Below are 22,494 nucleotides of genomic sequence, written 5' to 3' on the forward strand. Positions count from 1 at the left end.
ATGACACATCTGATGATCCTTTTGTAGCGCTGTTGGAACTGACAAGTTACCTTATCATAAAAAAAACAGGAATCAGCGAAATTCCTGTTTTAGATATTTGATAATAAATTCATCACAGCTGCATGGCTTTCCATAATAATATCCCTGATAAATATCGCAATGCAGAGCTTTCAGCAGCTCCATCTGTTCCCTGGTCTCTACAAATTCCGCAACGACATGAAACTGCATAGAGGCCGCAAGCCTTGTGATACCGCGCACGATATCACGCGAACGTTCATTTTCCAGAATCTGACGAACCAGACTGCCATCCAGCTTAACTTCATCAAATGCATTTTCCTGCAGATACATCATCGAGCTGTGCCCCATGCCAAAGTCATCCATGCTCATTTGAATTCCCAGCTGCTTCAATTCCCGGATGCGCTCCAGAATACGTCCGGAGGTACTGAGCAGGGAACGCTCCGTAACCTCAAGAATCAGCTGGATGTCATGCAGATCGACTTCCTGAAGAATTCTGCGCACCTCCCTGACGAATACAGCGCTTTCCAGCTGCTTCGGTGATATGTTTACAGAAATCGACAGGGGCGTACCTTCCTTCTGTAATTTCTGTGCGTCTTTGCATGCTTCTTTTATGATATAAAGTCCAAGCTCATCCAGAAAGCTTTCTTCTTCTGCCAGCTTTACCATCAGCGGCGAGGAAATTCTTCCGGCTACCGGATGCTCCCAGCGAAGAAGAGCTTCCGCCCCGTGTATATGCTCGGCGTTATTCCTCTGTATCTGATAATGCATATGAATCTGATTTCGCTGCATGGCGTTCTTTAAATCCATCGCCAGTGTTTTGGCAGGGAAATGATATAAGTAGTGATCATCAAGAAAATCCGGAAGTGCTCCGTTTGCCTCACCTTCCGCCATATCGGTTTCCATTGTCCGCACCGCCGTTTCAAATTCCTCACTCTGCTGGTTTTCGCTCAGACGAATAAACGGAATATACAGCAGAGTACCGAGAATCAGGTTAAACAGCTGCAGCAAACTGCCGGAAACAGAGCCGCATGCCTCGTATCCGCTCATGAGAATCGGAACCGTCCATTCCACGGAATGTGTGGGCAGAGGTACCAGCTGCAGCTGCATGGCAAACGCACTGGTCAGTGTCAGAACCAGAGGAACAAGCAGAAACGGCAGCAGCATCAGCGGATTGAAGATGACCGGAAAACCGAATATTACAATTTCATTGATATTGAATAAAACGGAAATCCCCGCTACCTTGGCGAGCTTGCGGTTATTACTCTTTCTCGCTTTTAAAAGCATCGCCGAAATCAGACATAATGCAGCACCGCAGCCTCCCATAAAGACAAACGTATCCAGAAAAGTCTTTGTGAATATTTCCGTTGGAAGCTGTCCGGCCTGTACCAGCTGCTGATTGATCAGAATACCGGGCTCCAGAAACTGCTTTGCGACCATCTGCAGCGTATTGGTACCATGTATTCCAAAAAACCAGAGAAAATGTGCAAAGAATACATACAGTAGAGCACCGGGCAGCCCTTTTCCCACTTTTTCAAACAATCCCATAAATAAATAGGCACCGAAATTTGTAATGTTGACTTCTCCAAACTGTGCACGCAGCACTGCACCGATAACAGCGAAGAACAGAGCAATTGCAGCAATCGGAAAAATCCCCTGTATGGCTTTGTTAAACGTATAGTCCGCACCGGCAGTATGCAGCTTTTCAAAACGCCTGCCGCAATGCATACCCTTGTGGAACAGCCAGCAGGACAGCATTGTGATACACATAGCTGTAAACACCCATTCCGGATGGAAAATCTCATTGGCATATTCCATTCCTCCGCAGAATGCCAGATAGGAAACCATGGCCACCGCAGGATAAAAGAAAACATCATCCAGCGCATGCAGCTGCCCATAGGAAAGTGCAATCGTGATAATCAGAATCAGTGCAAGCGAATTCAGTGTTATTTCATACAGACTGTTAAAAACGGTAAGCAGAGCTCCGTGATGAAAGGAGGTCAGAAATGACTGGTAGGCATCCAGTGGAAAGCTGGACAGCAGCAAAGCAAAGCTTCCAAGGATAAGAAAAGGGATTGCCAGCATCAATCCGCGTTTAATTGACAGTATAAATATCGAATCAAAAAATTTCCGGTACCCTTTTTTCATACGTTGCCCTCTACAATATCTCTATTTTACCATAGAACCAGGGATGCAACAACGCTTTCCAATAGAACCAGCAGCACAGCACCTGTGTATCTTCAGAAAAAGCAAAGGATATAGAAATAGCAGATTTTTCCTGATTTACGCAAATTCCCTTTCTTATTTGAAATGAACAGGACACACTTCATTTGAGGCAAATATCAAATTTGATCCTTTTTGATAATGTTTCTTTGAATTACTGAAAGCACCAGAGCCTTATCCCCTGCCTACGCATTTTTTATATTCCCCGGGTGTTATGGAATACATATTCTTAAATGCCTTATATAAGCTGATATCTGATTTAAATCCACATTCCAGCGCGATTTCCTCGATTGTTTTCCCTGTAGACAAAAGCAGGATTTTCACCTGTGAAAGCCGCTTACGTATAAGATATTCGTATGGAGTCATCCGCATAACCTCTTTGAAAACTCTTAAAAAATAGTATTCACTGTAGCCGCCAGCCTCTGAAATATCCTTCAGACCGATATCTCTGCGATAATTCTGCTCGATAAAAGAAACTGCCTTATCCACCATTTCCTGTTTCATACTGCCAGGCTGTGCCTCGTGCAGCTGATAGTGAAGATCACTGTACAGGCGAAGCACGGAAGAGCTGATGGAATACTCGTCCACCAAATGATATTTATCCAGACTCTGAAAAACGGAGTGAAAGAAAATTTCTGTTTTCTTATGAAAACGAAGGTCCTGAAGAATTGTTTCCTGCTTTATATATCCCTGAATACTTTCCCCTGTTAACAGTGCGGCATATACCTCGCAGCCTTCATCCAGATAAATCGAAAACACAGAAGCATAGGACTGAATCAGCGTGCAGGAGCCAGTCAGCGCCGTATAATCGCTGCCCTTTACCAGGATACCTGTCCCCTGTGGCAGATACAGCACAAGATATTGGCGATTGTCATGTTTATGAAAATGCAGAATATGAGCTTCTATACATGTAAAATGTGCAACATGCTTTACCATCTGCATATGTACCTGTGCAAATTCTGTTACTTGTATTGTTTCTTCACGCAGGATATGGTTTTTTCCATTCGAAAACACAGGCATCACCTCATATGTATTATAGCATCTTATGAGGAAAAGACCTGTGTGTTTTTTTATGTGAATGGTTCCAGCAGCATATGTGAGATAAACGCATCCGAAAAGCCGGTATCCGAAGCTAGTAGAATACAGTGTCCTTTTTTACAAAGCAGCTCCATACGTGTGCGATTTTGTTCCAGAGCATATCTGCAGCAGCCTTTTAATGCCGTATTACCGCTAATCCGTACAGCTTGTTTCAAGGTTGCCGGAAGAATTCCTGTTATACACAGATCCTCTACATGCAGATGCCGGCCGAAGCCTCCGGCAAGATAAACTGCTTCAATTTGCTCATAGGAGCATTGTGCTCCAGCACATACCCGTTCCAGTGCGGCAGCTATCGCAGCTTTCGCAAGCTGGAACTCCCGGACATCCTTCTGGGTCAGAAGTAGTCCGTCGAAGAGGGTAACCTGTTGATTCAGATATCCACTGACATCCAGCAGTGAAGCGGTAAGAAGGCAGCTGATGAGAGAAAGATATCCGCTTCCGCAAATTCCCACCGGCTTACCGTCATGAATGGTCTGCAGTCGAAAGCCATTCTCCAAGCGCACCTCGCTGACTGCCCCTGTTACAGCACCACAGCCGCAGCTCATGTTTCCTCCTTCAAAGGCAGGTCCGCAGGCGGCACTGCTCACAATTAGCATGCCCTCATGGTATAGAGCAAGCTCTCCATTTGTTCCCAAGTCCAGCAGCAGTGAGCTTTGTTTGGTCTTTTCCATATCCTGTGCATAAATTCCCATCAAAATATCACTACCAACATATGCGGAAATCGGAGGTAGAACCTGTATCTCAAATTCCGGTATAAAATCCGGAAAAAACTGTTTTGATGAACAAATGACCAGCTCCTTTTGTACACACTCATATGGTGCAGCTGCCAGTGGTATAGGGTCTATCCCAAGAAACAAATGTGTCATGACGGCATTTCCGCAGACGCACATACGGCGTATATCCTTATTCTCAACAGCTTTCAGCTGTGCACGCAATCCCTTCAGCAGCAGCTCCTGAAGCAGTGTAGGCCCCTTTTCATGAGCATGCTGTATTCTGCTGATCACATCACTACCATACCGTCGCTGCGGATTGAGAAAGCTTTTTTCCAGCAAGACATTTCCTGTCTGTATTTCCAGCAATACAAGAACGACAGTTGTCGTGCCGATATCAACAGCAAGTACACAGCCTTCCTCATGATGACCAGCCAGATGCAGCTCTTCCACTCCCACGATCTGCATATCCCTTTGCTCATGCAGCAGTTCTCCTTCAATAGCCGCCTCACAATTCCGATGCTCACAGGCCAAACGAATTCCCTGTGCAAGCTGTACCTTGGACAGCAGTTTTCCTTCTGCATCTGTAACAGGAAGAAAGCCCTTTGTGACCTGAAGCCGGCACTTTCCGCATTGTCCTCTGCCTCCGCAGGACAGATCCAGCTGCGGATGTTTTTGAAGCAGCAGCTCCAGAATATCGTCATGCTTCTGAAATTTTGTCACGCAAATTCCTCAAGCAGTCTTCCTGCCAGGGATACAGCATCCTCCGTAAACAGGTCTGCTCCAATTTCATCTGCGTAAGCCTGTGTCACAGGTGCACCGCCGATAGCAACCTTCACACAATCTCTGACACCTGCTTCCTGTAAGGCATCCAAAACCACCTTAAAATATCCCATGGAGGTTGTCAGCAAAGAAGACATGCAGAGTACATCCGGCTGATAGGTCTTTACAGCCTCCACAAACTTCTCGGCGCATACATCAACACCGATATCAATCACCTCAAAGGATTTCGCCTTCAGCATGAGTGTACAGAGATTTTTCCCAATATCATGCAGATCCCCCTGCACCGTTCCGAATACCACCCTTCCACTGAATTTTTCTTCTTTTTTCACAAGATAAGGCTCCAGTATTTCCATAGCACCATTCATACAGCGGGCACTGATTAGAACCTCCGGTATAAATGCCGTTCCTTCCGCCCATTTCTTTGCTACGACATCCATGCCCTCCAATAATCCACCCTTCAATATTTCCTGTGGCGATATCCCCTCCTGCAGGGCACTCTCCACCAGGGCATTCACCTCCTGCATTTTTCCAAGCGGCATCAGCTGCTGTATCTTTTCCAGCTTATCACTCATTTTCCTTCACTCCTTCAATCGCTGCACCATACCGGTGGGCTTCTTCAATGAATGCGATAAAATTTTCAATCGGTACGTTATCCTGCATACGGTTATTCAGCGTAAACACCATACGCCCCTTTCCCCGCTGATGGAAAACATCAATGAAATGTCTTGTTTCTTCCCGTACCTCTTCTACGCTACCAAACGGCAGCACACGCTGAAGGTCAATTCCAGCCCAAAAGGAAATCTGATTCCCGAAGGTGTCCGCAATTTCCTGTTCTTCCATCGCATACTTCTGAATCGGATGCAGAACATCAATTCCACTTTTAATTATATCCGGCAACAGCTTTCTCACATCACCGCAGCTGTGCAGCCAGACATGCAGACCGAGGGAATGCGCATACTCACACAGCTCAACGTAATACGGATAATAGAATTCCCGAAACATCTCAGGTGACATGAACGGCCCCTTCTGCATCCCAAGATCGTCGCCGAAGGCTATACCGTCTATATGCGCCTCTTCGACACCGCGCTTTGCGGCGCGTTTAAAGAAATCCACAACTCTTCTGCATACATGATGCACATCCTCTGGATTCGTGTATAAATCCATTAGAGAGTTTGTCATGCCTCGATAGTCCCACAGTCTTGTCCATGGACCATCGGAGAACCATGCAAGACGATAGCGTCCGTCTTCAACCGGCGCATTGCAATACATTGTCGCTTCTTCCGCATCCGGCAGATGTTCACTGATTCGGCGAATCACCTCCCAGTCCAGTGCATGCTCCTCATCTACACCTACAATTTCTTTACGACCGATAGATGGATCGGCCCCTGCTACATCACACCATGTATAACGATCTCCATCTTCCGCAAACAGCTTTGGCTTTTTTAAATAAAACACCTGCATATCCTCCGGAAAACGTTCCAGCAAATCTTCTACCGGCTTTTGATCCTGAAAAGCCAGTTCATCAATATGAAGCCAGTTTCCACATGCCACACCGACGCGCGGTGTACCATTCCCCTTTAGCAGAGATATCATTTCTTCTCTTGTCAGCGGCAGCATTTCCGCCTTTGGAAATTTCCTGCGATCACATACCATATGGTAACCTCCGTTTACTATTCACCTGTTCCAGTGTCTTGAAAAATCTCTGTATATTCTCCCATTTTGCCTTGGGTGGCAAATCACAGCCTGTCGAAAGGACGAAGTTGGAATATGCACCGCATTCTTTCAACAAAGCCCTCTCCTTTTGTTCCAGCTCATCCGCACTGCAGCCGCAGAAGCAGCCAACCGGATCCAGATTCCCCATAATCAGACAGTCTGCCGGTACCTGTTCCAATATCTTTTTCAAAGAAACAGCATTTCCAAAATGCCATGCCCCGCAATCGGATGATAATATTTCCGGAAGGCTCTGCACAGTATTCGGGCCGCAATTATGATAAATGACCGTGAAGGTATCATCCTGCAGCTCCTCCGTAATTTCTCTGATATAGCTGCTGGAAAACTCCTGAACCATCGCTGGTGACAAAAGACCCGCCAGTGGTTCCGCCAGTATGACACCTGACGCACCCACATCCTTGTATGCCTGTATATACTGCTTCAAAAAAGTGGTAACCTTCTGCAATACCAGATGTACAAGCTTTGGATCCATGATGCACTGCATCATGATTTCACTCACATCCATCAGTCTTCCTGCGAGTGAATAGGGCCCGCAGACACCGCCGAATACTGGACGGTCGCTTTCCTTTGTGATATTCTCCACACCTGCCAGATATACAGACATGCGCCCTTCTTCCATTTTCGGAATACGCAATGCTTCACCATCCTCTCGATTTTTTATGATTCCGCTTGTTACAGCAGGAATCTCTCCCTCATGAAAGCTGACAGGACAACCGAATGCCTGCGCCTCTACAGACAGATCCATCATACTGACCAGCGCTTCCTGCAAAGGAAATTCTTCTTTGATTCTGCGCATGACAGCACTCTGCATTTCAGCGTTCTGTACCAGCTCCTGTACGGTAGTAGCGCATTGTGTAACGGCAGGAAATGACAAGATTGCCATGGCATGCACATCCTCATCCATTAGATGCTTTTTCCATTGCGTATAACTGTAATTCATAAGCACCACATCCTTTCTACCTTAATGATAGAAAAAAAAGCGGCAGTTGAACATGGTATATCTTGTCGGGTATCTTCCCAAAATTGCGGTTTCACCCAGTTGCATCAGAAGCTTCCCATTTTTTCAGGGACAGTATGACAAAAACGCTGCTATGCCATATTTAGCAGTGAAACATGGCATATTCGATTTAAAAATGGTTCCACATGCTTTTTTTATATGAGAAACGTAGATATTATCAAATCGTAATTTTTAGCACAAATTTATGGCCGGCCATAAATTGGCCATATTAAAATATGGTTGAAAGTGAGTATACTAAATCTAAGAGGTGATTTCATGAAAGAATTAAAAACACTGGAGTTCAAAGAATCCATAACAAAATCATTTTTGAAAACAGTAAGCGCTTTTTCAAACTATGATGGTGGAGAAATCATTTTTGGAATTGATGATGATGGAAATATAAAAGGTCTTTCCGATCCCAAAAGCACTTGTCTTGATATTGAGAATAGAATCAATGATAATATTGTTCCTCAGCCAGGCTACAGTCTTAAGACTGACGAAACAAATAAAACAATTTCACTTGTCATTAAAGAAGGAAAGAACAAACCCTATCTATACAACTCAAAGGCCTATAAGCGAAATGATACTTCAACAATCGAAGTGGATTCCTTCGAATTAACAAGGCTGGTTTTAGAAGGAAAGAAAATCAATTTTGAAGATTTACCTTCATCCAATCAAAAAATGGACTTTCATTATCTGGAAAACAAATTAAAAGAGCATATTGACATTAAAATATTCAATCAAGATACTTTAAAAACTCTGAATCTTTACAATGTGCAAATCGGGTACAATAATGCTGCGAATATTCTATCAGATAACAACTCATTTCCAGGAATTGATATTGCTAAATTTGGCGATAGTATCAACATTATAAAAAAAAGACTACTGCTGGAGAATATGTCTGTGTTAGAAATGTATGATGTTGCTGTCCAAACTTATAGAGATTATTATCAATATGAAGAAATTGAAGGCAGCTACCGTAAAAAGGTCGACCTTGTACCAGAAGAGGCATTCCGTGAATCTGTTGCAAACGCACTCATTCATCGAGCATAGGATTTAAATGCAAATATAAGGATTTCTATGTATGATGATAGAATAGAAATAACTTCACCAGGAGGATTGATAAACGGTATTACAAAGGATGAATATATAACAGGAATGATTTTAATGCTTAGAAATCCGATTATCAGTAATATATTTTATCGATTAGGAATCGTTGAAATTTTTGGTACCGGCATACTCAGAATATTACATGCTTATGAAGAAAGTATTAAAAAGCCTATTTTTAATGTAAGCACAAATACGATACAAATCATATTACCTGTTTTTGATTCGAATCCTGTTTTACAAAAAGATGAAGAACATCTATATGCGGTGTTGAGTAAAACAAAGCCTAAATCGATTAGTGAAATATTGCCACATGTAACGTTTAGCAGGTCTAAAGTAAAAGAATTATTGAAAAAAATGGAGAAGGACGGTATTGTGAAAATCAAGGGAAGAGGTAAGGGAACAAAATATTATTTATAAATAAGTTTGAAGAAACATCTTAAAAATACCATTCGTAAGGGGTAATCTAATGCTTTCTGGTTTGTTCAAACAATAATCAAATAAAAAATATACGATAGATACAACGCAAAAAATCTTCAGGACCATAGTCCCGAAGATTTTTATGTATAGTTTCATCAAATGCAGGGAAATCACGAATGAAGATGCTTTAGAGCTGAGTCCATCTTCGTACCTTAATCACATTGTCGCACATTGTGTACCCTATCATTCGTCTCTGTTTGATTTTATTAGGTTGGCACACGCTGTGTACCCTATAGTTCTGATCCGTTGGTTTCTATCAGGTGAGCATACCAGTAGAAGGAATCCTTTTTCAATCGCTTCTGGCTGCCCTTTCCGAAATCATCACGATCTACATACACAAAGCCGTATCGCTTACTCATTTCCGCAGAGGAGGAAGATACGATATCAATCGGTCCCCATGCACAGTATGCGAAGATATCCACTCCATCCTTAATACATTCCTTCATCTGCTCAATATGCTTTTTCAGGAAGTCAATACGGTAAGGATCATGAATGCTTCCATCCGCTTCCACGGTGTCCAATGCACCGAAGCCGTTTTCTCCAATCATCAGCGGAACCTGATAGCGATCCCAGTATTGAGACAGACAGTTATAGAATCCCAGCGGATCCATTCTCCACTCCCATGGTGTCGGCTCCAGATTTGGATTTTGTTCCGCCTGCATCGGCGTCATATCATTTTTATCGGAATCTACAACTCTGCTGTAGTAATAAGAGATCGCGAGGAATTCCATCGTGTTGTTGCGAATAACCTCTTCATCCCCATCCTCCATCTGAATGTTGATATTTCTTTCCTTAAAATAGCGTAGTGCATATACCGGATATTCTCCACGCAGCTGTACATCGGAGAAGAAATACTGCATCCTGTTTTTCTTCATGGTCAATACAACATCCTTTGGACGGCAGGTTGCCGGATAGAAGGTACAGTCTGCCAGCATCGTACCAAAGACAGCATGCGGATCAATCTGATGTCCGACCTCCTTGATTTTTGCACATGCCACAAACTGATTATGTACCGCCTGATACATCAGCTCCTCCATGTTTTCCGCCTGATCATCATAGATACCCAGAGAACCAAACTGCACCGTCGGAACCAGATTTACCTGATTGCAAACAATCCAGTATTTCACTCTTCCCTGAAAGCGCTCTACAAGCACTTTTCCGTAATTCACGAAGAAATCAATCACCTTTCGGTTACCAAAGCCGCCATATTCGGTAACCAGATGCAGTGGTATATCATAATGAGACATCGTGATTATCGGCTCCATACCATCCTTTATGATTTCATCAATCAGATCATCATAAAATTTCAATCCTGCCTCATTTGGCTCAGTCTCATCCCCGTTTGGAAAAATGCGTGACCAGGAAATGCTTGTACGAAAGCACTTAAATCCCATTTCCTTCAGTAATGCAAGGTCATCCTTATAAGTATGATAGAAATTGATTCCGTAGCGTTTCGGATAATAGCCTTCTGTATCTGCGGCCTTGCGTTTGATTTCAGCAAGCGTTCCACCGCCTTCTTTTTCTATTTTGGCACGGTTTAAGCCCTTTGTATACTCATGAATGTCACTTGTGGACAAGCCGCGTCCGTCTTTATCATATTCCCCTTCACACTGGCAGGCTGCAAAAGCACCGCCCCATAGAAAGTTATCAGGAAATGTTTTAGGTACCTGTTTCATAATAATATCTCCTCCTCTATATTCATCGTTCTCCGTAACCATTTCAGTCGTTTCAGCAATGAAAGCGCCGCCGTAATCAGCCTGCCAAGCACCAGCAGATTGATAATGGTCACCACACCGTAAGTACCATGCAGTATCATACCGGATACAAGCATACCGCCATCCAGTATCCAGCGAATCACAGGATAGGAAAGACCTGTTCTTTTCATCAAACCAAAGGTTACACAGTCATAGGGATTCTTTCCACAGTCAGCATAAATGCTTAATGCAATGGACATTGCGATAATGCCAATGCCTGTCATGCAGAACAATACACGATGAAGCAGTGTATCCGCATGTATCAACGGTGTAAGAATCCGTATGGTAATCGTCGTAACAACGGGAAATATAATCGTTCCCGCATGAATCTGTTTTCTATCGATAAAAAACGCTGCCAGCACAAATGTGAAGGATAACAAATTGTTACAGGCATCCACTGATAGCTGCAATGCCTGACTCATCCCCTGCAGCAGCGTATTCATGGAATCTGCACCATTACCGCCTGCAAGGAACAAAACCGCAGCAACTCCCATCAGCATACCGCCGGCAGCACAGAGACTGCATCGATAGAAGAAAGAACTCTGATGCCCGGTTCCTTTTGTGTTCTTTTTCATCCCGGTTGCCTCCAAAGTGGCAAGTATCTGCGTATCGCAACAGCGCAAAGCCTCTGTAGTTTTGGATAGGCTTCCCTCTGCAATGCGATGACGCCAATGTTCAATAAGCCGGGGGCAGGAAATACCTGCACCCTATAAATCAGCTCCGTTAGATTTTATCACCTGCTTGTACCAGTAGAAGGAATCCTTACGAATTCTCGCGCACTCCTTTGGATCATCATCAGTACGGTCTACATAGATAAAGCCATAGCGTTTTTTCACACCGTTGCTGGTTGACAGCAGATCAACCGCAGACCATGGACAATATGCCAGCACTTCTACTCCATAATCAATTGCTCTGTGCATTGCTTCGATATGGTCGCGCAGGTATTTAATACGGTAATCATCATGAACACGTCCGTCCTCTGTCAGGGTATCAAATGCTCCCATACCGTTCTCTGTAACCATCAGCGGCTTGTTATAGCGAGTGTAAATATCGCGGAAGATGTATTCCAGACCTGTCGGATCAATTGCCCAGTCCCAATCGGTTGTATCAAGATTCGGATTCTTGCACATCTCATAGAAGCCCGGATGTGTTTCAAAGCCGGACATGTCGCCCTTTTTGCCTGACCAGTTGACACCGCTGTAACGAATTTCCTTACCTTCTTCCATCGGACATGCCTTTGCACACTCACTTGCATAATAATTCAGTGCCAGAAAATCGGAATAGCCTTCCTTAATCAGCTCCATGTCACCTTCTTCGATGACCGGTGCAAGACCGTGCTCTTCCAGATAAATCAAAGCTGACTTCGTATAAAAGCCCTTAAAATAAATATCCAGATAGAAGGCATTACGCAAATCGTGTGCATTTTGTGCAGCCATGACATCCTCCGGCTTGGAAGTAAGCGGATAGACCGGGGAATACCCGATTGCCGCACCGGCAAGACCACCCGGTACAAGCTCATGGACCAGCTTACAGGCAATGGCATGTGCAAGATTCATATGATGATTGATCTGATAGCGCAGCTGATTGTTGTCTCTCAGCTCCTCCGGTATGTAGCATTTCTGTGTCCAGTATTGAACGATGATGCTTTGCTCATTGATAGTCGTCCAGTATTTCACCTTGTCCTTAAATTCATTGATGACATAGCGGGCAAAGTATGCAAAATCCTTTACTACCTCTCTGCTCAGCCATCCGTTATATTTTTCCACAAGTGCCCATGGCAAATCATAATGATACAGCGTAACAATCGGCTCAATACCGTTGGCCAGCAGTTCATCAATCAGATTGCGGTAATACTGAATACCCGCTTCGTTTACTTCTCCAACTCCATCAGGAAATACGCGTGACCAGGCAATGGAGAAACGATAGGTCGTAAAGCCCATTTCCTTCATCAGGGCTACATCTTCCTTGTAATAATGATATTGGTCACTGGCAATATCCGCAGTAGCAAAGCCGCGCTTTGTATAATTCTCTTTATTGATGATATCCTGCTGGCTGGCTTTCTTGCCATCCTCATAGGCAGCACCCTCTACCTGATAGGCACTGGTAGCAGCACCCCATAAAAAATTGTTTGGAAATCCCTTTGACATGGTTCAGCCTCCTATTTTTCTTCTATTTTCTTATTCATGATTTCAAAAAATGCAATCAATTCCTTTGCCAGATTAAGCTCTGACATAATTGTCATCAGCGTATCCTGTGCATGTGCAAACAGCAGACAGGGTTCATAGGTTTTTCCTCTTGTTTCATTCTGAATCACCTCGGTCTGTGCGACATGTGCCTGATGAATACATTCCTCCGCCTCTGCAATTTTCTGTTTCGCCTCATCGAAGTGAAACTGCTTTGCCTGTGCCAATGCATCCTCAACCCGCAGCCGGGCATCACCTGCATGCAGAATAATCTGCATAGCAACATTGACAAGCTCATTTTCCATAATATCCATAGGTAAATCCCCCTTTAGTTCTGAGAAGGAGCGTTTTCCTGTGCTTCTTCTGCCAGCTTTTGTTTTTCAAATACCTTGAAGAACGGGTACCAGATTGCAAAGTAGACAACAAACAATACAACTGCCCATAAAATACCACGCATATCCTGTGTAATCATAACGGTGGAAACCGGTACAGGCACCTGTCCAACCTGATTCAGTGTTGCCGGAATGTTCAGCCATCCAAGGCTCATAACAATATAGACGATAGCAGGTCCAACGATGGAATTCAGCCACATTGGCAGCATCAGCAGCGGATTGAAGACAACAGGCGCACCGAACATGATTGGTTCATTGATGTTGAAAATACTTGGCCCGATGAAGATTCTTCCCAGTGTTTTCAGCTGCTTTGATTTTGAGAAGCACATGAGCACATTCAGCGCAAGCGTTGCCCCCATACCGCCCATGGTAACAAGAGCCGCCGTAAACACCGTCTCACTCGTCGCGATATTCGTAGCAGGAAGTCCCTGTGCCACCATATTGATATTTTCCTGAATACCGGCAAGGAAGATCGGTGTTGTAACCGCGCCAAACAGCCAGGAGGAAATACCCATACTGTACAAAACAGCAGGAATAAAGCAGCAGAGTATGAAACCGGGCATGGTCTGTGCAAAGCCTGCCAGTGGTGAGAAAATCCATAAAACGATTTCAAATATGTCGAAATTACAATATTTTGTCAGAACCATACCCAGACCAAGCGTAATCAGGGTAGGCAGTATGTAATTGATCCAGCCGACAACGAAATCCGGAATGGATGTGGAATCCTCCAGTACATGCAGCTTGGAATACAGATTGAAGATAATGGATGTAAACAGTCCGGCTACGATACCGACAGCAATACCGGTAGCACCCAGACGTCCTCCCTGAATGACCATATTTCCTGCTTCATCTGTTCCCGGAATGATGAACATCATGAAGACTGCCATGGAAACGATACCGCAGTTGGTCAGGTAGAACGGATGATTCAGCTTTTCCATACACTGCTGTCCGACTACGAATGCCAGAATCAAAGAAATCAGTCCGAAGCTGTAATCGGCAATCATGCCAAGATCCGGAAGTGCAGGCAGGTAGGAACGGAATACGTTGTAGAAGTAGATGACAGAACCCGTTAAAATAAACGGTATGATTTTCTGCATGGATGATGATACGGCGGCAATCCAGGGCTTGCTGCAGATTTCATTCATCTTTGGAGCAAACACAGTAGAAAGCCAGTTCATAAACTTTTTCATTTTTCTTTCTCCTCAGTCTTTCCTTTTCCCCATGAACCCTATATAATAATCATGAGGAAATCATTAAACAAACGCGTGATTTTCTTCAAGCTAAGAGTGCCATCTTAGCTTTTTTATTTCCCCAGTGTATCCAGTGCCAGCTGAATCAGTGCATCTCCGTTGAGCTGTGCATAAATATCCTGTGGAATGACAACAACCGGAACATGATACGGGTCACAGAGTGATTTCCATTTCGGCAGCTCTCCTCCGTAATGCGGTCCCAGCATAAGTATACTGATGCTTGACAGATAGCCGCTGACATCTGTATGGGACCGTGCTTCAATCGTTGTGTCCAGCTTGCGTTTTTTTGCTGCCTTGCGTGCCTGATTTGCCAGAAAACCACTGGACATCCCGGCTCCGCAGCACAGCATGATGAACATCTTGTCCATAATGACTCCTTTCCGCTTTTTATGAGCGCTGTACCTTGTACACCCATATTATCTTTAAAATTCACGTGCTTCTCAACTTACGTTTTGCACCGCATGGTGCAAGCTTTTCCCTGAAGGATGTAAACTCCTTGTTTTATTTCTTTATAATATAGACAGGCAAAAAAACACTGCTGCATAATAAAAAAAACAGACCTTTTCATCGAAACTTAATTATTTACAGCTGATTCAATGTCTGAGAATGAACATTTGCACCATGTGGTGAAATCTTCTGGTTGTACAGTGTTTGCGGGTAAATTATAATAGATATAACAAGTGTCTTTGCAAGGGGAGTTGGTATCATGAAGAAAAAACACGTTGAGCTGCTGCAATTTCTGCTACATCACGCTACAGCGGTTACCAGTCGGCAGCTGGCCGTCGCTTTATCAATTTCCACGCGGTCTGTAAAAAATTATGTCAATGAAATCAATCTGCTCGGCAATCAGAAGGTGATCCTTTCCAGCAAGCAGGGATATACCGTTCAAGCAGCACAGGCAAAGGAGCTTTTATCTGTAAAAGAGGAAAGTATTCCACAGACCAGTCTGGAGCGCGGTTTTTACATTGTGAAGCAAATTATGCTGGAGCATTCCTCCCACATGGATCTGTATGATCTCTGCGATGCCCTATATGTCAGCTATTCCACCATTAAAGCGGATATCGCGAAGATGAACAAGGCATTTGCGAATTTTCATATTGAATTCACATGTGAAAATGAAGAGGTTCGCCTGCACGGCAGTGAAAAAGACAAGCGCAGACTTGTCAGCTATGTTATGTATGAGGAAACAGATCAGCAATTCATGGATGCCAATATCATCACCAGCAGCTTTCCTGAATTCCCGGTGGAACAGGTCTCCATGATCATCCGCTCCACCTTCCAGAAATATAACTATTATATCAATGATTTTTCCTTCGTTAATCTGTTACTGCACTTCGCCATTATCATCGACCGTGTAAAGGAAGGAAATTTTGTTGAAACAAGAGACTGCGACTTTCTCATCGAAAGCGAAAATGAACGTGCACTAGTCGAGGAGCTGTGCTCCCGTCTGGAGGAGGCATTGTCCATCAGCTTTAACCGCAATGAACAGTTTGAGGTCTATATGCTGTTTAAGACAAATGCAAATTATTCACTGCCAAGCTCTGAGGATAGTCTGAAAAAGCTGGTTGGCGAGGATATTCTCGCATTAACCAGAGATATCATTCAAAAGGTGAATGACAGCTATTACATCGATTTGAATCATGAAACCTTTCTTACGCCCTTTGCATTGCATTTAAAAAATCTTCTGCTTCGTGTCCGCAATGATACCTACACAAAGAATCCCATGGTGGATGCTATTAAGTCCAGCTGTCCGACAGTTTATGATATCGCCATTTTTATCGCTATGGAGCTGATGCAGCGCTTTCATGTGGATATCAATGAGGATGAGGTTACCTTCCTTGCCCTTCATATCGGTGCGGATATCGAACGCCAGAAAACCAATGACGGAAAAATACAGTGTATCCTGCTGTGTCCGGACTATATGAATATGACAGCCTCGATTTACAATAAGCTGCTGATAGATTTTGGGAATCAGATCAATATACGCAAGACGATTTCCTATGAGCATGAGTTGAAGCATCAGCATTACGATATGCTGCTGACCACCATACCCTTAAAATGTCCGCTGCATAAGGAGGTATGTCTGATACCGCCCTTTCCAAATCCAAACAGCCGGATGGATATCCAGAATACCATAGACCGCTATCGTACAAATAAGAAGAACTATATTCTGAAAAAGAAATTTCACGACTTTTTCTCCTCCTCTTTGTTTCTGGCGAATGAAGACACCCCGAAGAGAGATGACGTGCTGCCATTGCTGTGCAAAAGCATGGAAGAACTGGAATATGTCAATGAAGGATTTCTAACCAGTGTCATGATTCGCGAAACAGCCGCTTCCACTGCCTTCGGCAATATCGCTATTCCACACTCAATGGAAATGGAGGCACTGAAAACGTGCATCGGCATTGCAATTTCTCAAAAAGGTATCCAATGGGATAACCATATCGTCCATGTGGTTCTGCTTGTCGCATTGAACAAAATTGACAAACAGATTTTCCATGATCTCTACGAGGCACTGGTGGACCTGTTCAGTAAGGAGGATGTTATGGAACGGATGAAGGAATGCACTTCCTTTGAACAATTTGAGCATATGATGTGCGCAAGTATTTCCTATCAGGAAGAGGAAGCCGCATGAAAGCATGTATTTTTCTCGATATCGACGGTACGCTGCTGGATCATGAAATCGGTATACAGGAATCCAGCAGAATAGCGATTGCACAGGCACAGGCAAACGGACACAGGGTCTGCCTTGCGACAGGACGCCCCAAGCCGGAGGTGGATGATGAAATACAGGCTATCCCGTTTGACGGCTGTATTTATTCCTGCGGTGCTATGGTAGAAAGTCATGGCAAAGTCCTTTTTTATAAGCCGTTTTCACAGGAGCTGGTACTTCACATGATGCATTTACTGCAAGCCCATGCTATCGGATTTAATCTGGAAGGCAGCCGTACTTCTTTTCTTGACCCTATTGGATATGACTTCTTTCATTCACTGTTTCAAAGATGCATGGAAGACAACAGTGAGCTGGCAAGACAGTATATGGCAGCGGTCCGCATGCATCCACTTCAAGAGGTAAAGGAAACAGACACCCTGCAAATCATGAAAATCGCAACCTTTATCAACGAGGATTCCCTTTTGCAGGAATTTGACAGACAGCTTCCCGCACAGCTGAAGCACATTCACCATGGTTTTCATGAGGGATGTATAAATGGTGAGATATACCATCATGCTATCACAAAAGCGACCGGTATCGATTGTCTGCTGTCTCACTTTGAAATTCCACTGGAAGCCTCCATAGCGATTGGAGACAGCTTGAATGATGCGGAAATGATACGGCATTGCAATTTAGGTGTGGCGATGGGAAATGCCTGTGAAGAGCTGAAGCTGATCAGTGACATGTTTACCACGACCAGCAAAGAGGATGGAATTTATAACTGTATGAAAAAATTGAAACTTATTTAGCAAGCTGAACATAAAGTTTGCTTTTTTTTCTGAAAGTATTGCTAATTATAGTTAAATGCCGTACAATATAAATAGATAAACACCTACAAAAAATTGAAAAACCATATAATTATAATTTTCTCAAATACTTTGAAACTTTTTCTCTGTTTCCTTCGTTTATATTATAGGAACAGGTATTTCTTACAGTTCCATTACACTTTGGTAACATAAGCCGATGAACCCGCTCACTGTGTTAATATATAATGGAAGAGCAGGATACAGGCTGAAGGAGATAAAGAGTATGACGAGCAGAAATCTGATGAGACAGCAACCGACAAAACCGATGATTCTGAAAAACTGCGCAATCTGCAGACAGATTATCAGTATGCGAAAAATTCTAATTATGGCGGGAATCATGCTGGCATTTATTTTCAGTACCTATCTGTTCTGATCTTGTTGATTTCCTGCATAAATCGTGGTAAACTTTTCCGTATCCAAACTGTAAGATTCTCTGCTGGTGCTGTTCATCCGGGCATCACGGTGGAGATTTCTTCTTTTGGACAAAAATTCTTAACGTTTCTTACGATTTTATGAGTTTTAATACAAAAGCAGTCACTTATGCTATAATGTGATTGCAGGAACAAAAGGAAAGAGATTTTGCATGTAAGGGGTGAGATACCATGAATGAGGAGAAGCTTTCACCGCCAAATGGCGTTGAAGAACATAATTTGAGGGAAAAGAAAGAAATGGAACAGGATACAGGAAACTATACGTATGACTTCTTTACATTCCGCAATGTACTGATCAGTGCGGTTGTGCTGGGTGTCATAATCCTCGTGATTTCACTGGTTCGCTGAACCATCTGAATGCAAAGTCCCTTAGAGGAAGCCGTGTGCTTCCTTTTTTCTTTTGTGAATGGAAAAAGAGTATTGCCCGCTTCCTTTACTAGAATATTTTGCTACCTCTATTGTACCCATGATAAGCAGCTTGTATATGATTTCACAGTCTGCCAGACCTTATATAAGCGAAAGGACTAAGACTCTTTGCCCCAAATTATATCCCTAAATCAAACTGTAACACCCCCTAATATGTAAAAAATGAAGATAAGCTTTCAACATGTTCCCAATGCATGGATAATTCATGTTACAATATATAAAACCAAGAGGAAGTTCTGACATGAACATACATCATATTTCAATTTATCAGAAAGGCCTCATTTAAAAAGCCGGCACAGCTTTCATCTGTATATTATTTAATTTTTTTATCATATGAAAGTGAGGTCTATTATGACGATAGAAGAAATTATGCAGGGTGAATCTAAACATATGGAATATAAAGCAGCTCTGCCGAAGCGCAGTGAAACATACATAAAAACTATGATTGCCTTCACAAATACGAGTGGTGGAACACTCATTATCAGAATTGACGACTCCAGCCGTTCTGAAATTGGTGTGGATAAGGATTCCGTGTTTCAGAATATAGATTCCATAGCGAATGCTGTTTCGGATAGCTGTGAACCACAAATAGTGTCGGATATCAGCTTCCAAACAATAGAGGGTAAATGCATTGTTATAGTTGAAATATATGCCGGAACCAACCGTCCTTAAACATACAGGCAAGGAAAACGGCACTTATATCCGTGTGGCAGGAACTTCACGCCAAGCAGATGCTGTCAAGCTCAAAGAGCTGGAGCTGGAAGGAACGTATGCTTCATGGGATGAACAAATCTGCAATGGCTATGAAGTAACAAAAGAGGCCATAGATAAGCTTTGTCAGGATATACATAAATATATGAAGTCCGCTATAGATTCATCGGAAGAAAAAAGAAGTATTCCAGTAATTACAGTAGAACACCTTCTGAACTGGAAGCTTCTGAAGAAAAGCGGAAATCAGCTGCTTGCCGCCAATTCCTTTATTTTGCTTACAAGCGATTATTTTAGATTTGCAAAAATACAATGTGCGTTATTCAAGGGTAATGATCGTGATGAATTTCTTGATAAAAAGGAATATTCCGGACCACTGTATGAACAGATTGAAGAAGCTTATCGCTTTGTACTCAGACATATTAATCGAAGCGCTGAAATTAACGGGATGTTGCGTAAAGAAAAATACGAACTACCGGTTGGGGCTATCCGCGAAATGATTATTAACGCACAGTGTCATCGCAGCTTTATGGATTCCTCCTGCGTTCAAGTCGCTTTGTTTGATGATCGCTTAGAAATCACTTCCCCCGGTATGCTGTATGGCGGATTAACTCTGAAGGAAGCTGTGAATGGTCGTTCAAAAATAAGAAATAAAGCGATTGCGGAAGTATTCAGCCGCATGGAGCTTATAGAAGGATGGGGTACAGGAATACGTCGCATCATTAAAAGAGCAGAAGAATATCAGCTGCGTACTCCCGAATTTACAGAAATAGGAGATACCTTCCGTGTAAATTTATTTTGTAAAGAAGAAAAAAAGCCGATAAAAAGCCAATAAAAATCCATTATCCGAAGAACGACGGCAGCTAATTAAAGAGTATGTCCGCGAACATGGCTGTATTTCCAACCGGGAAGCCAGAAAGCTGCTAAATCTCGCTGAATCTACAACCAAAAGACTCCTGAAACAGATGGTCCTTGATGGCTGCCTGATTGAACAAGGAGAAAAGAAAAGCCGTATTTACCGCCTATGTGCATAAGCAGTCAGAGAATACAGTCTTGCCCTATGTGATATTAAGCTGAAAAAATTATGAATGAGCTGCTTTTTGAGATATGAATATAGTCGTAGAACCGCTCTTTTCTCTATTTAAGTTATTTTATATTATGTTTGATTGCTTCTAATTTCTATGCTTGTATTCATATCATTTATCTATCTTTAAGGATTTTTATGTAGCTTTCATGATATTTATTCGTCTTTCGTGCTGTTTGCTTTTTCCTAATCATTCGATATATCTGACCATTTCTATTCCATAGGAGCCATATAAAAGCTTCCGTAAAACTCCTCCGTATTTAATACATTAATAATAATCCTCGGATCTGCCTCTCGCAACAGATTCGCAATATCAGCAACTTCATATGAGGAAACGACGGTATGCAGCAGATACATTTTCTTTTTACTATACCCGCCATACCCTTGTATACAGGAAATCCCGTGACGATAGTGATCAACATACAGATCAATAACAAGCTCAGGTAAGGTTGTCGTAATTTGCATGGTTACACGCTCATAGCGATGGTGAAATGTAGAAATCGTTTTTGTTGTAATAAACTGAAAAACAATGGAGTATCCTGCGTACAGCCATCCAAACATAAATCCGAATATGCATAATATCAAAGCATTAAAGATAAAAACCTGTTCCCAAATAGACCTGCCGATTTTATTAGAAACATAAAGAGCGATGAAATCCGTCCCTCCCGTTGACGCGCTTCCCTTTAAAGCGATGACAACACAAAGACCATACAAGAATCCTCCGAAAACAACATTCAGCACCAGGTCATGAAAGAGCGGCTGAAAACGACAGAAGTTTAAAAATACAGAAGCTAAAACAAATTGAATGGTAGAAAGTATGGTGAATTTTTTACTGATGCTTTTAAAACAAATCAGTGCCACCGGAATATTTAACATCAGGATAGCGATGGAGGTTGAAATATGACAGCCATATAAAGCAGCTATTTTATCAATCAAAATAGCAACGCCTGTAAAACCGCTGCTCAATAGATTACTCGGTGTAATAAAAACCTGAATGACATATGCCTGCAATAATGCTGAGATAACAACTGCGATACAGCTGAATAGATAACGTACTTTTTTGTTCTTCAATGAATGTGTTAACATAAGCGATCCCCTCTTTAATTTCTACATTATTATAATTCCTTTTCATTTGAGAGTGGCTAAAAGGGTTTCCTAGGCGGTAGGAAAAATGCATTCTTCTGCCGCTTGTGACAGGCCGCTTCATCGCACACGAACCGAATCTTTTCCTGAATATGACATATTGCAGCTAATCAACAGGATATTGATAACCTTGAATGCGGGTTACAGAAATAGATCAAATGCTTGTAGCAGAGTTCCTTCAATATTTTAAATGCATGGCATACAGACCTGAGGAATAACATCCTTCTGTTTATCCCTTATGCAGGCATGACCTTCTTTTCAAACAGAGCCGCATAAAATCCTTTATCGCAGGAGCACCGCATAGCGTATTTTAGGTACTGTGACTTAGCCTATCCATTATGACACTCTTTATCATAGTATTAGAGGAAAAAAGCATATCTCCTATTCAGCTATACTGCTACGACAGCAGTCTCAGCCCTGACTATACAGAAAGACCAGTTGTACTTAAAGAAAAGAATAA

At 42.8% G+C, this 22,494-nt stretch carries 21 protein-coding genes; 8 read left to right on the forward strand and 13 right to left on the reverse strand.

Features of this window, described 5'->3' with window-relative positions; translation table 11 throughout:
* Positions 1 to 72: 72 nt before the first annotated feature.
* The 6 genes from ACESPQ_RS11580 to ACESPQ_RS11605 all read right to left on the reverse strand — a co-directional run bounded on the left by ACESPQ_RS11580 (position 73) and on the right by ACESPQ_RS11605 (position 7,500).
* A complete protein-coding gene (locus tag ACESPQ_RS11580; RefSeq protein ID WP_373144383.1) occupies positions 73 to 2,163 on the reverse strand; it encodes a PTS sugar transporter subunit IIC/EAL domain-containing protein in 2,091 nt (696 codons plus the stop codon).
* A 249-nt stretch (positions 2,164 to 2,412) separates the two neighbouring features.
* Complete coding sequence (locus ACESPQ_RS11585) at positions 2,413 to 3,252, reverse strand: helix-turn-helix domain-containing protein (RefSeq protein ID WP_002607092.1); 840 nt, start codon at positions 3,250 to 3,252, stop codon at positions 2,413 to 2,415.
* 56 nt (positions 3,253 to 3,308) lie between these two features.
* Complete coding sequence (locus ACESPQ_RS11590) at positions 3,309 to 4,769, reverse strand: ASKHA domain-containing protein (protein ID WP_109770606.1); 1,461 nt, start codon at positions 4,767 to 4,769, stop codon at positions 3,309 to 3,311.
* On the reverse strand, positions 4,766 to 5,401 hold the full coding sequence (locus ACESPQ_RS11595; RefSeq protein ID WP_002607090.1) for a corrinoid protein: 636 nt from the start codon (positions 5,399 to 5,401) through the stop codon (positions 4,766 to 4,768). Before ACESPQ_RS11595 ends, ACESPQ_RS11590 begins: the two co-directional genes overlap by 4 nt.
* Positions 5,394 to 6,482: a uroporphyrinogen decarboxylase family protein gene (locus tag ACESPQ_RS11600; RefSeq protein ID WP_109770605.1), complete on the reverse strand. Its 1,089-nt coding sequence runs from the start codon at positions 6,480 to 6,482 to the stop codon at positions 5,394 to 5,396. Before ACESPQ_RS11600 ends, ACESPQ_RS11595 begins: the two co-directional genes overlap by 8 nt.
* Positions 6,472 to 7,500: a uroporphyrinogen decarboxylase family protein gene (locus tag ACESPQ_RS11605; protein ID WP_002607088.1), complete on the reverse strand. Its 1,029-nt coding sequence runs from the start codon at positions 7,498 to 7,500 to the stop codon at positions 6,472 to 6,474. The genes ACESPQ_RS11600 and ACESPQ_RS11605 overlap by 11 nt, the downstream gene beginning before the upstream one ends.
* Positions 7,501 to 7,833: 333 nt before the next feature.
* On the opposite strand from ACESPQ_RS11605, the gene ACESPQ_RS11610 reads away from it, so the two are divergent.
* Positions 7,834 to 8,610: a helix-turn-helix domain-containing protein gene (locus ACESPQ_RS11610; protein ID WP_373144384.1), complete on the forward strand. Its 777-nt coding sequence runs from the start codon at positions 7,834 to 7,836 to the stop codon at positions 8,608 to 8,610.
* A gap of 21 nt (positions 8,611 to 8,631) precedes the next feature.
* Positions 8,632 to 9,084 (forward strand): ATP-binding protein, encoded by a 453-nt coding sequence (locus ACESPQ_RS11615; protein WP_373144439.1) that lies wholly within the window; start codon positions 8,632 to 8,634, stop codon positions 9,082 to 9,084.
* 290 nt (positions 9,085 to 9,374) lie between these two features.
* Here the strand turns inward: ACESPQ_RS11615 and ACESPQ_RS11620 are convergent, their stop codons facing one another.
* The 6 genes from ACESPQ_RS11620 to ACESPQ_RS11645 all read right to left on the reverse strand — a co-directional run bounded on the left by ACESPQ_RS11620 (position 9,375) and on the right by ACESPQ_RS11645 (position 15,091).
* The gene (locus ACESPQ_RS11620) at positions 9,375 to 10,820 is read right to left on the reverse strand and encodes a glycoside hydrolase family 1 protein (RefSeq protein ID WP_257327653.1); all 1,446 of its coding nucleotides are present in this window, start codon (positions 10,818 to 10,820) and stop codon (positions 9,375 to 9,377) included.
* The gene (locus ACESPQ_RS11625; protein WP_373144385.1) at positions 10,817 to 11,473 is read right to left on the reverse strand and encodes a YczE/YyaS/YitT family protein; all 657 of its coding nucleotides are present in this window, start codon (positions 11,471 to 11,473) and stop codon (positions 10,817 to 10,819) included. The genes ACESPQ_RS11620 and ACESPQ_RS11625 overlap by 4 nt, the downstream gene beginning before the upstream one ends.
* 132 nt (positions 11,474 to 11,605) lie before the next feature.
* Complete coding sequence (locus ACESPQ_RS11630; RefSeq protein ID WP_257335219.1) at positions 11,606 to 13,045, reverse strand: glycoside hydrolase family 1 protein; 1,440 nt, start codon at positions 13,043 to 13,045, stop codon at positions 11,606 to 11,608.
* Positions 13,046 to 13,056: 11 nt separating this feature from the next.
* Complete coding sequence (locus ACESPQ_RS11635; protein ID WP_002607083.1) at positions 13,057 to 13,395, reverse strand: PTS lactose/cellobiose transporter subunit IIA; 339 nt, start codon at positions 13,393 to 13,395, stop codon at positions 13,057 to 13,059.
* 14 nt (positions 13,396 to 13,409) lie between these two features.
* On the reverse strand, positions 13,410 to 14,663 hold the full coding sequence (locus ACESPQ_RS11640) for a PTS sugar transporter subunit IIC (RefSeq protein ID WP_008818329.1): 1,254 nt from the start codon (positions 14,661 to 14,663) through the stop codon (positions 13,410 to 13,412).
* A 113-nt stretch (positions 14,664 to 14,776) separates the two neighbouring features.
* Positions 14,777 to 15,091: a PTS sugar transporter subunit IIB gene (locus ACESPQ_RS11645; protein ID WP_002607081.1), complete on the reverse strand. Its 315-nt coding sequence runs from the start codon at positions 15,089 to 15,091 to the stop codon at positions 14,777 to 14,779.
* 338 nt (positions 15,092 to 15,429) lie between these two features.
* Between ACESPQ_RS11645 and ACESPQ_RS11650 the strand changes: the two genes are divergently transcribed.
* The 6 genes from ACESPQ_RS11650 (at position 15,430) to ACESPQ_RS11675 (ending at position 20,642) form a co-directional block, all read left to right on the forward strand.
* Positions 15,430 to 17,358 carry a BglG family transcription antiterminator gene (locus ACESPQ_RS11650; RefSeq protein ID WP_373144386.1) on the forward strand — a complete coding sequence of 643 codons (1,929 nt, stop codon included), beginning with the start codon at positions 15,430 to 15,432 and terminating at the stop codon, positions 17,356 to 17,358.
* Entirely contained in the window at positions 17,355 to 18,185 is an 831-nt protein-coding gene (locus ACESPQ_RS11655) for an HAD family hydrolase (RefSeq protein WP_373144387.1), read from the forward strand. The genes ACESPQ_RS11650 and ACESPQ_RS11655 overlap by 4 nt, the downstream gene beginning before the upstream one ends.
* A 280-nt stretch (positions 18,186 to 18,465) precedes the next feature.
* Positions 18,466 to 18,615, forward strand: coding sequence for a hypothetical protein (locus tag ACESPQ_RS11660; protein WP_002607078.1), 150 nt, complete (start codon positions 18,466 to 18,468; stop codon positions 18,613 to 18,615).
* Positions 18,616 to 18,844: 229 nt separating this feature from the next.
* Positions 18,845 to 19,021, forward strand: coding sequence for a hypothetical protein (locus tag ACESPQ_RS11665; protein WP_002607077.1), 177 nt, complete (start codon positions 18,845 to 18,847; stop codon positions 19,019 to 19,021).
* Positions 19,022 to 19,450: 429 nt separating this feature from the next.
* On the forward strand, positions 19,451 to 19,771 hold the full coding sequence (locus tag ACESPQ_RS11670) for a helix-turn-helix domain-containing protein (RefSeq protein ID WP_002607076.1): 321 nt from the start codon (positions 19,451 to 19,453) through the stop codon (positions 19,769 to 19,771).
* Positions 19,749 to 20,642, forward strand: coding sequence for an ATP-binding protein (locus tag ACESPQ_RS11675; RefSeq protein ID WP_257270992.1), 894 nt, complete (start codon positions 19,749 to 19,751; stop codon positions 20,640 to 20,642). The genes ACESPQ_RS11670 and ACESPQ_RS11675 overlap by 23 nt, the downstream gene beginning before the upstream one ends.
* Before the next feature lie 462 nt (positions 20,643 to 21,104).
* On the opposite strand, the gene ACESPQ_RS11680 is transcribed toward ACESPQ_RS11675, so the two are convergent.
* The gene (locus ACESPQ_RS11680; protein ID WP_002607074.1) at positions 21,105 to 21,977 is read right to left on the reverse strand and encodes a YitT family protein; all 873 of its coding nucleotides are present in this window, start codon (positions 21,975 to 21,977) and stop codon (positions 21,105 to 21,107) included.
* Between the last annotated feature and the right edge of the window lie 517 nt (positions 21,978 to 22,494).

Source organism: Clostridium sp. HGF2, from assembly GCF_964240115.1.
In the GTDB taxonomy this organism is placed as follows: Bacteria; Bacillota_I; Bacilli_A; order Erysipelotrichales; family Erysipelotrichaceae; genus Clostridium_AQ; species Clostridium_AQ innocuum.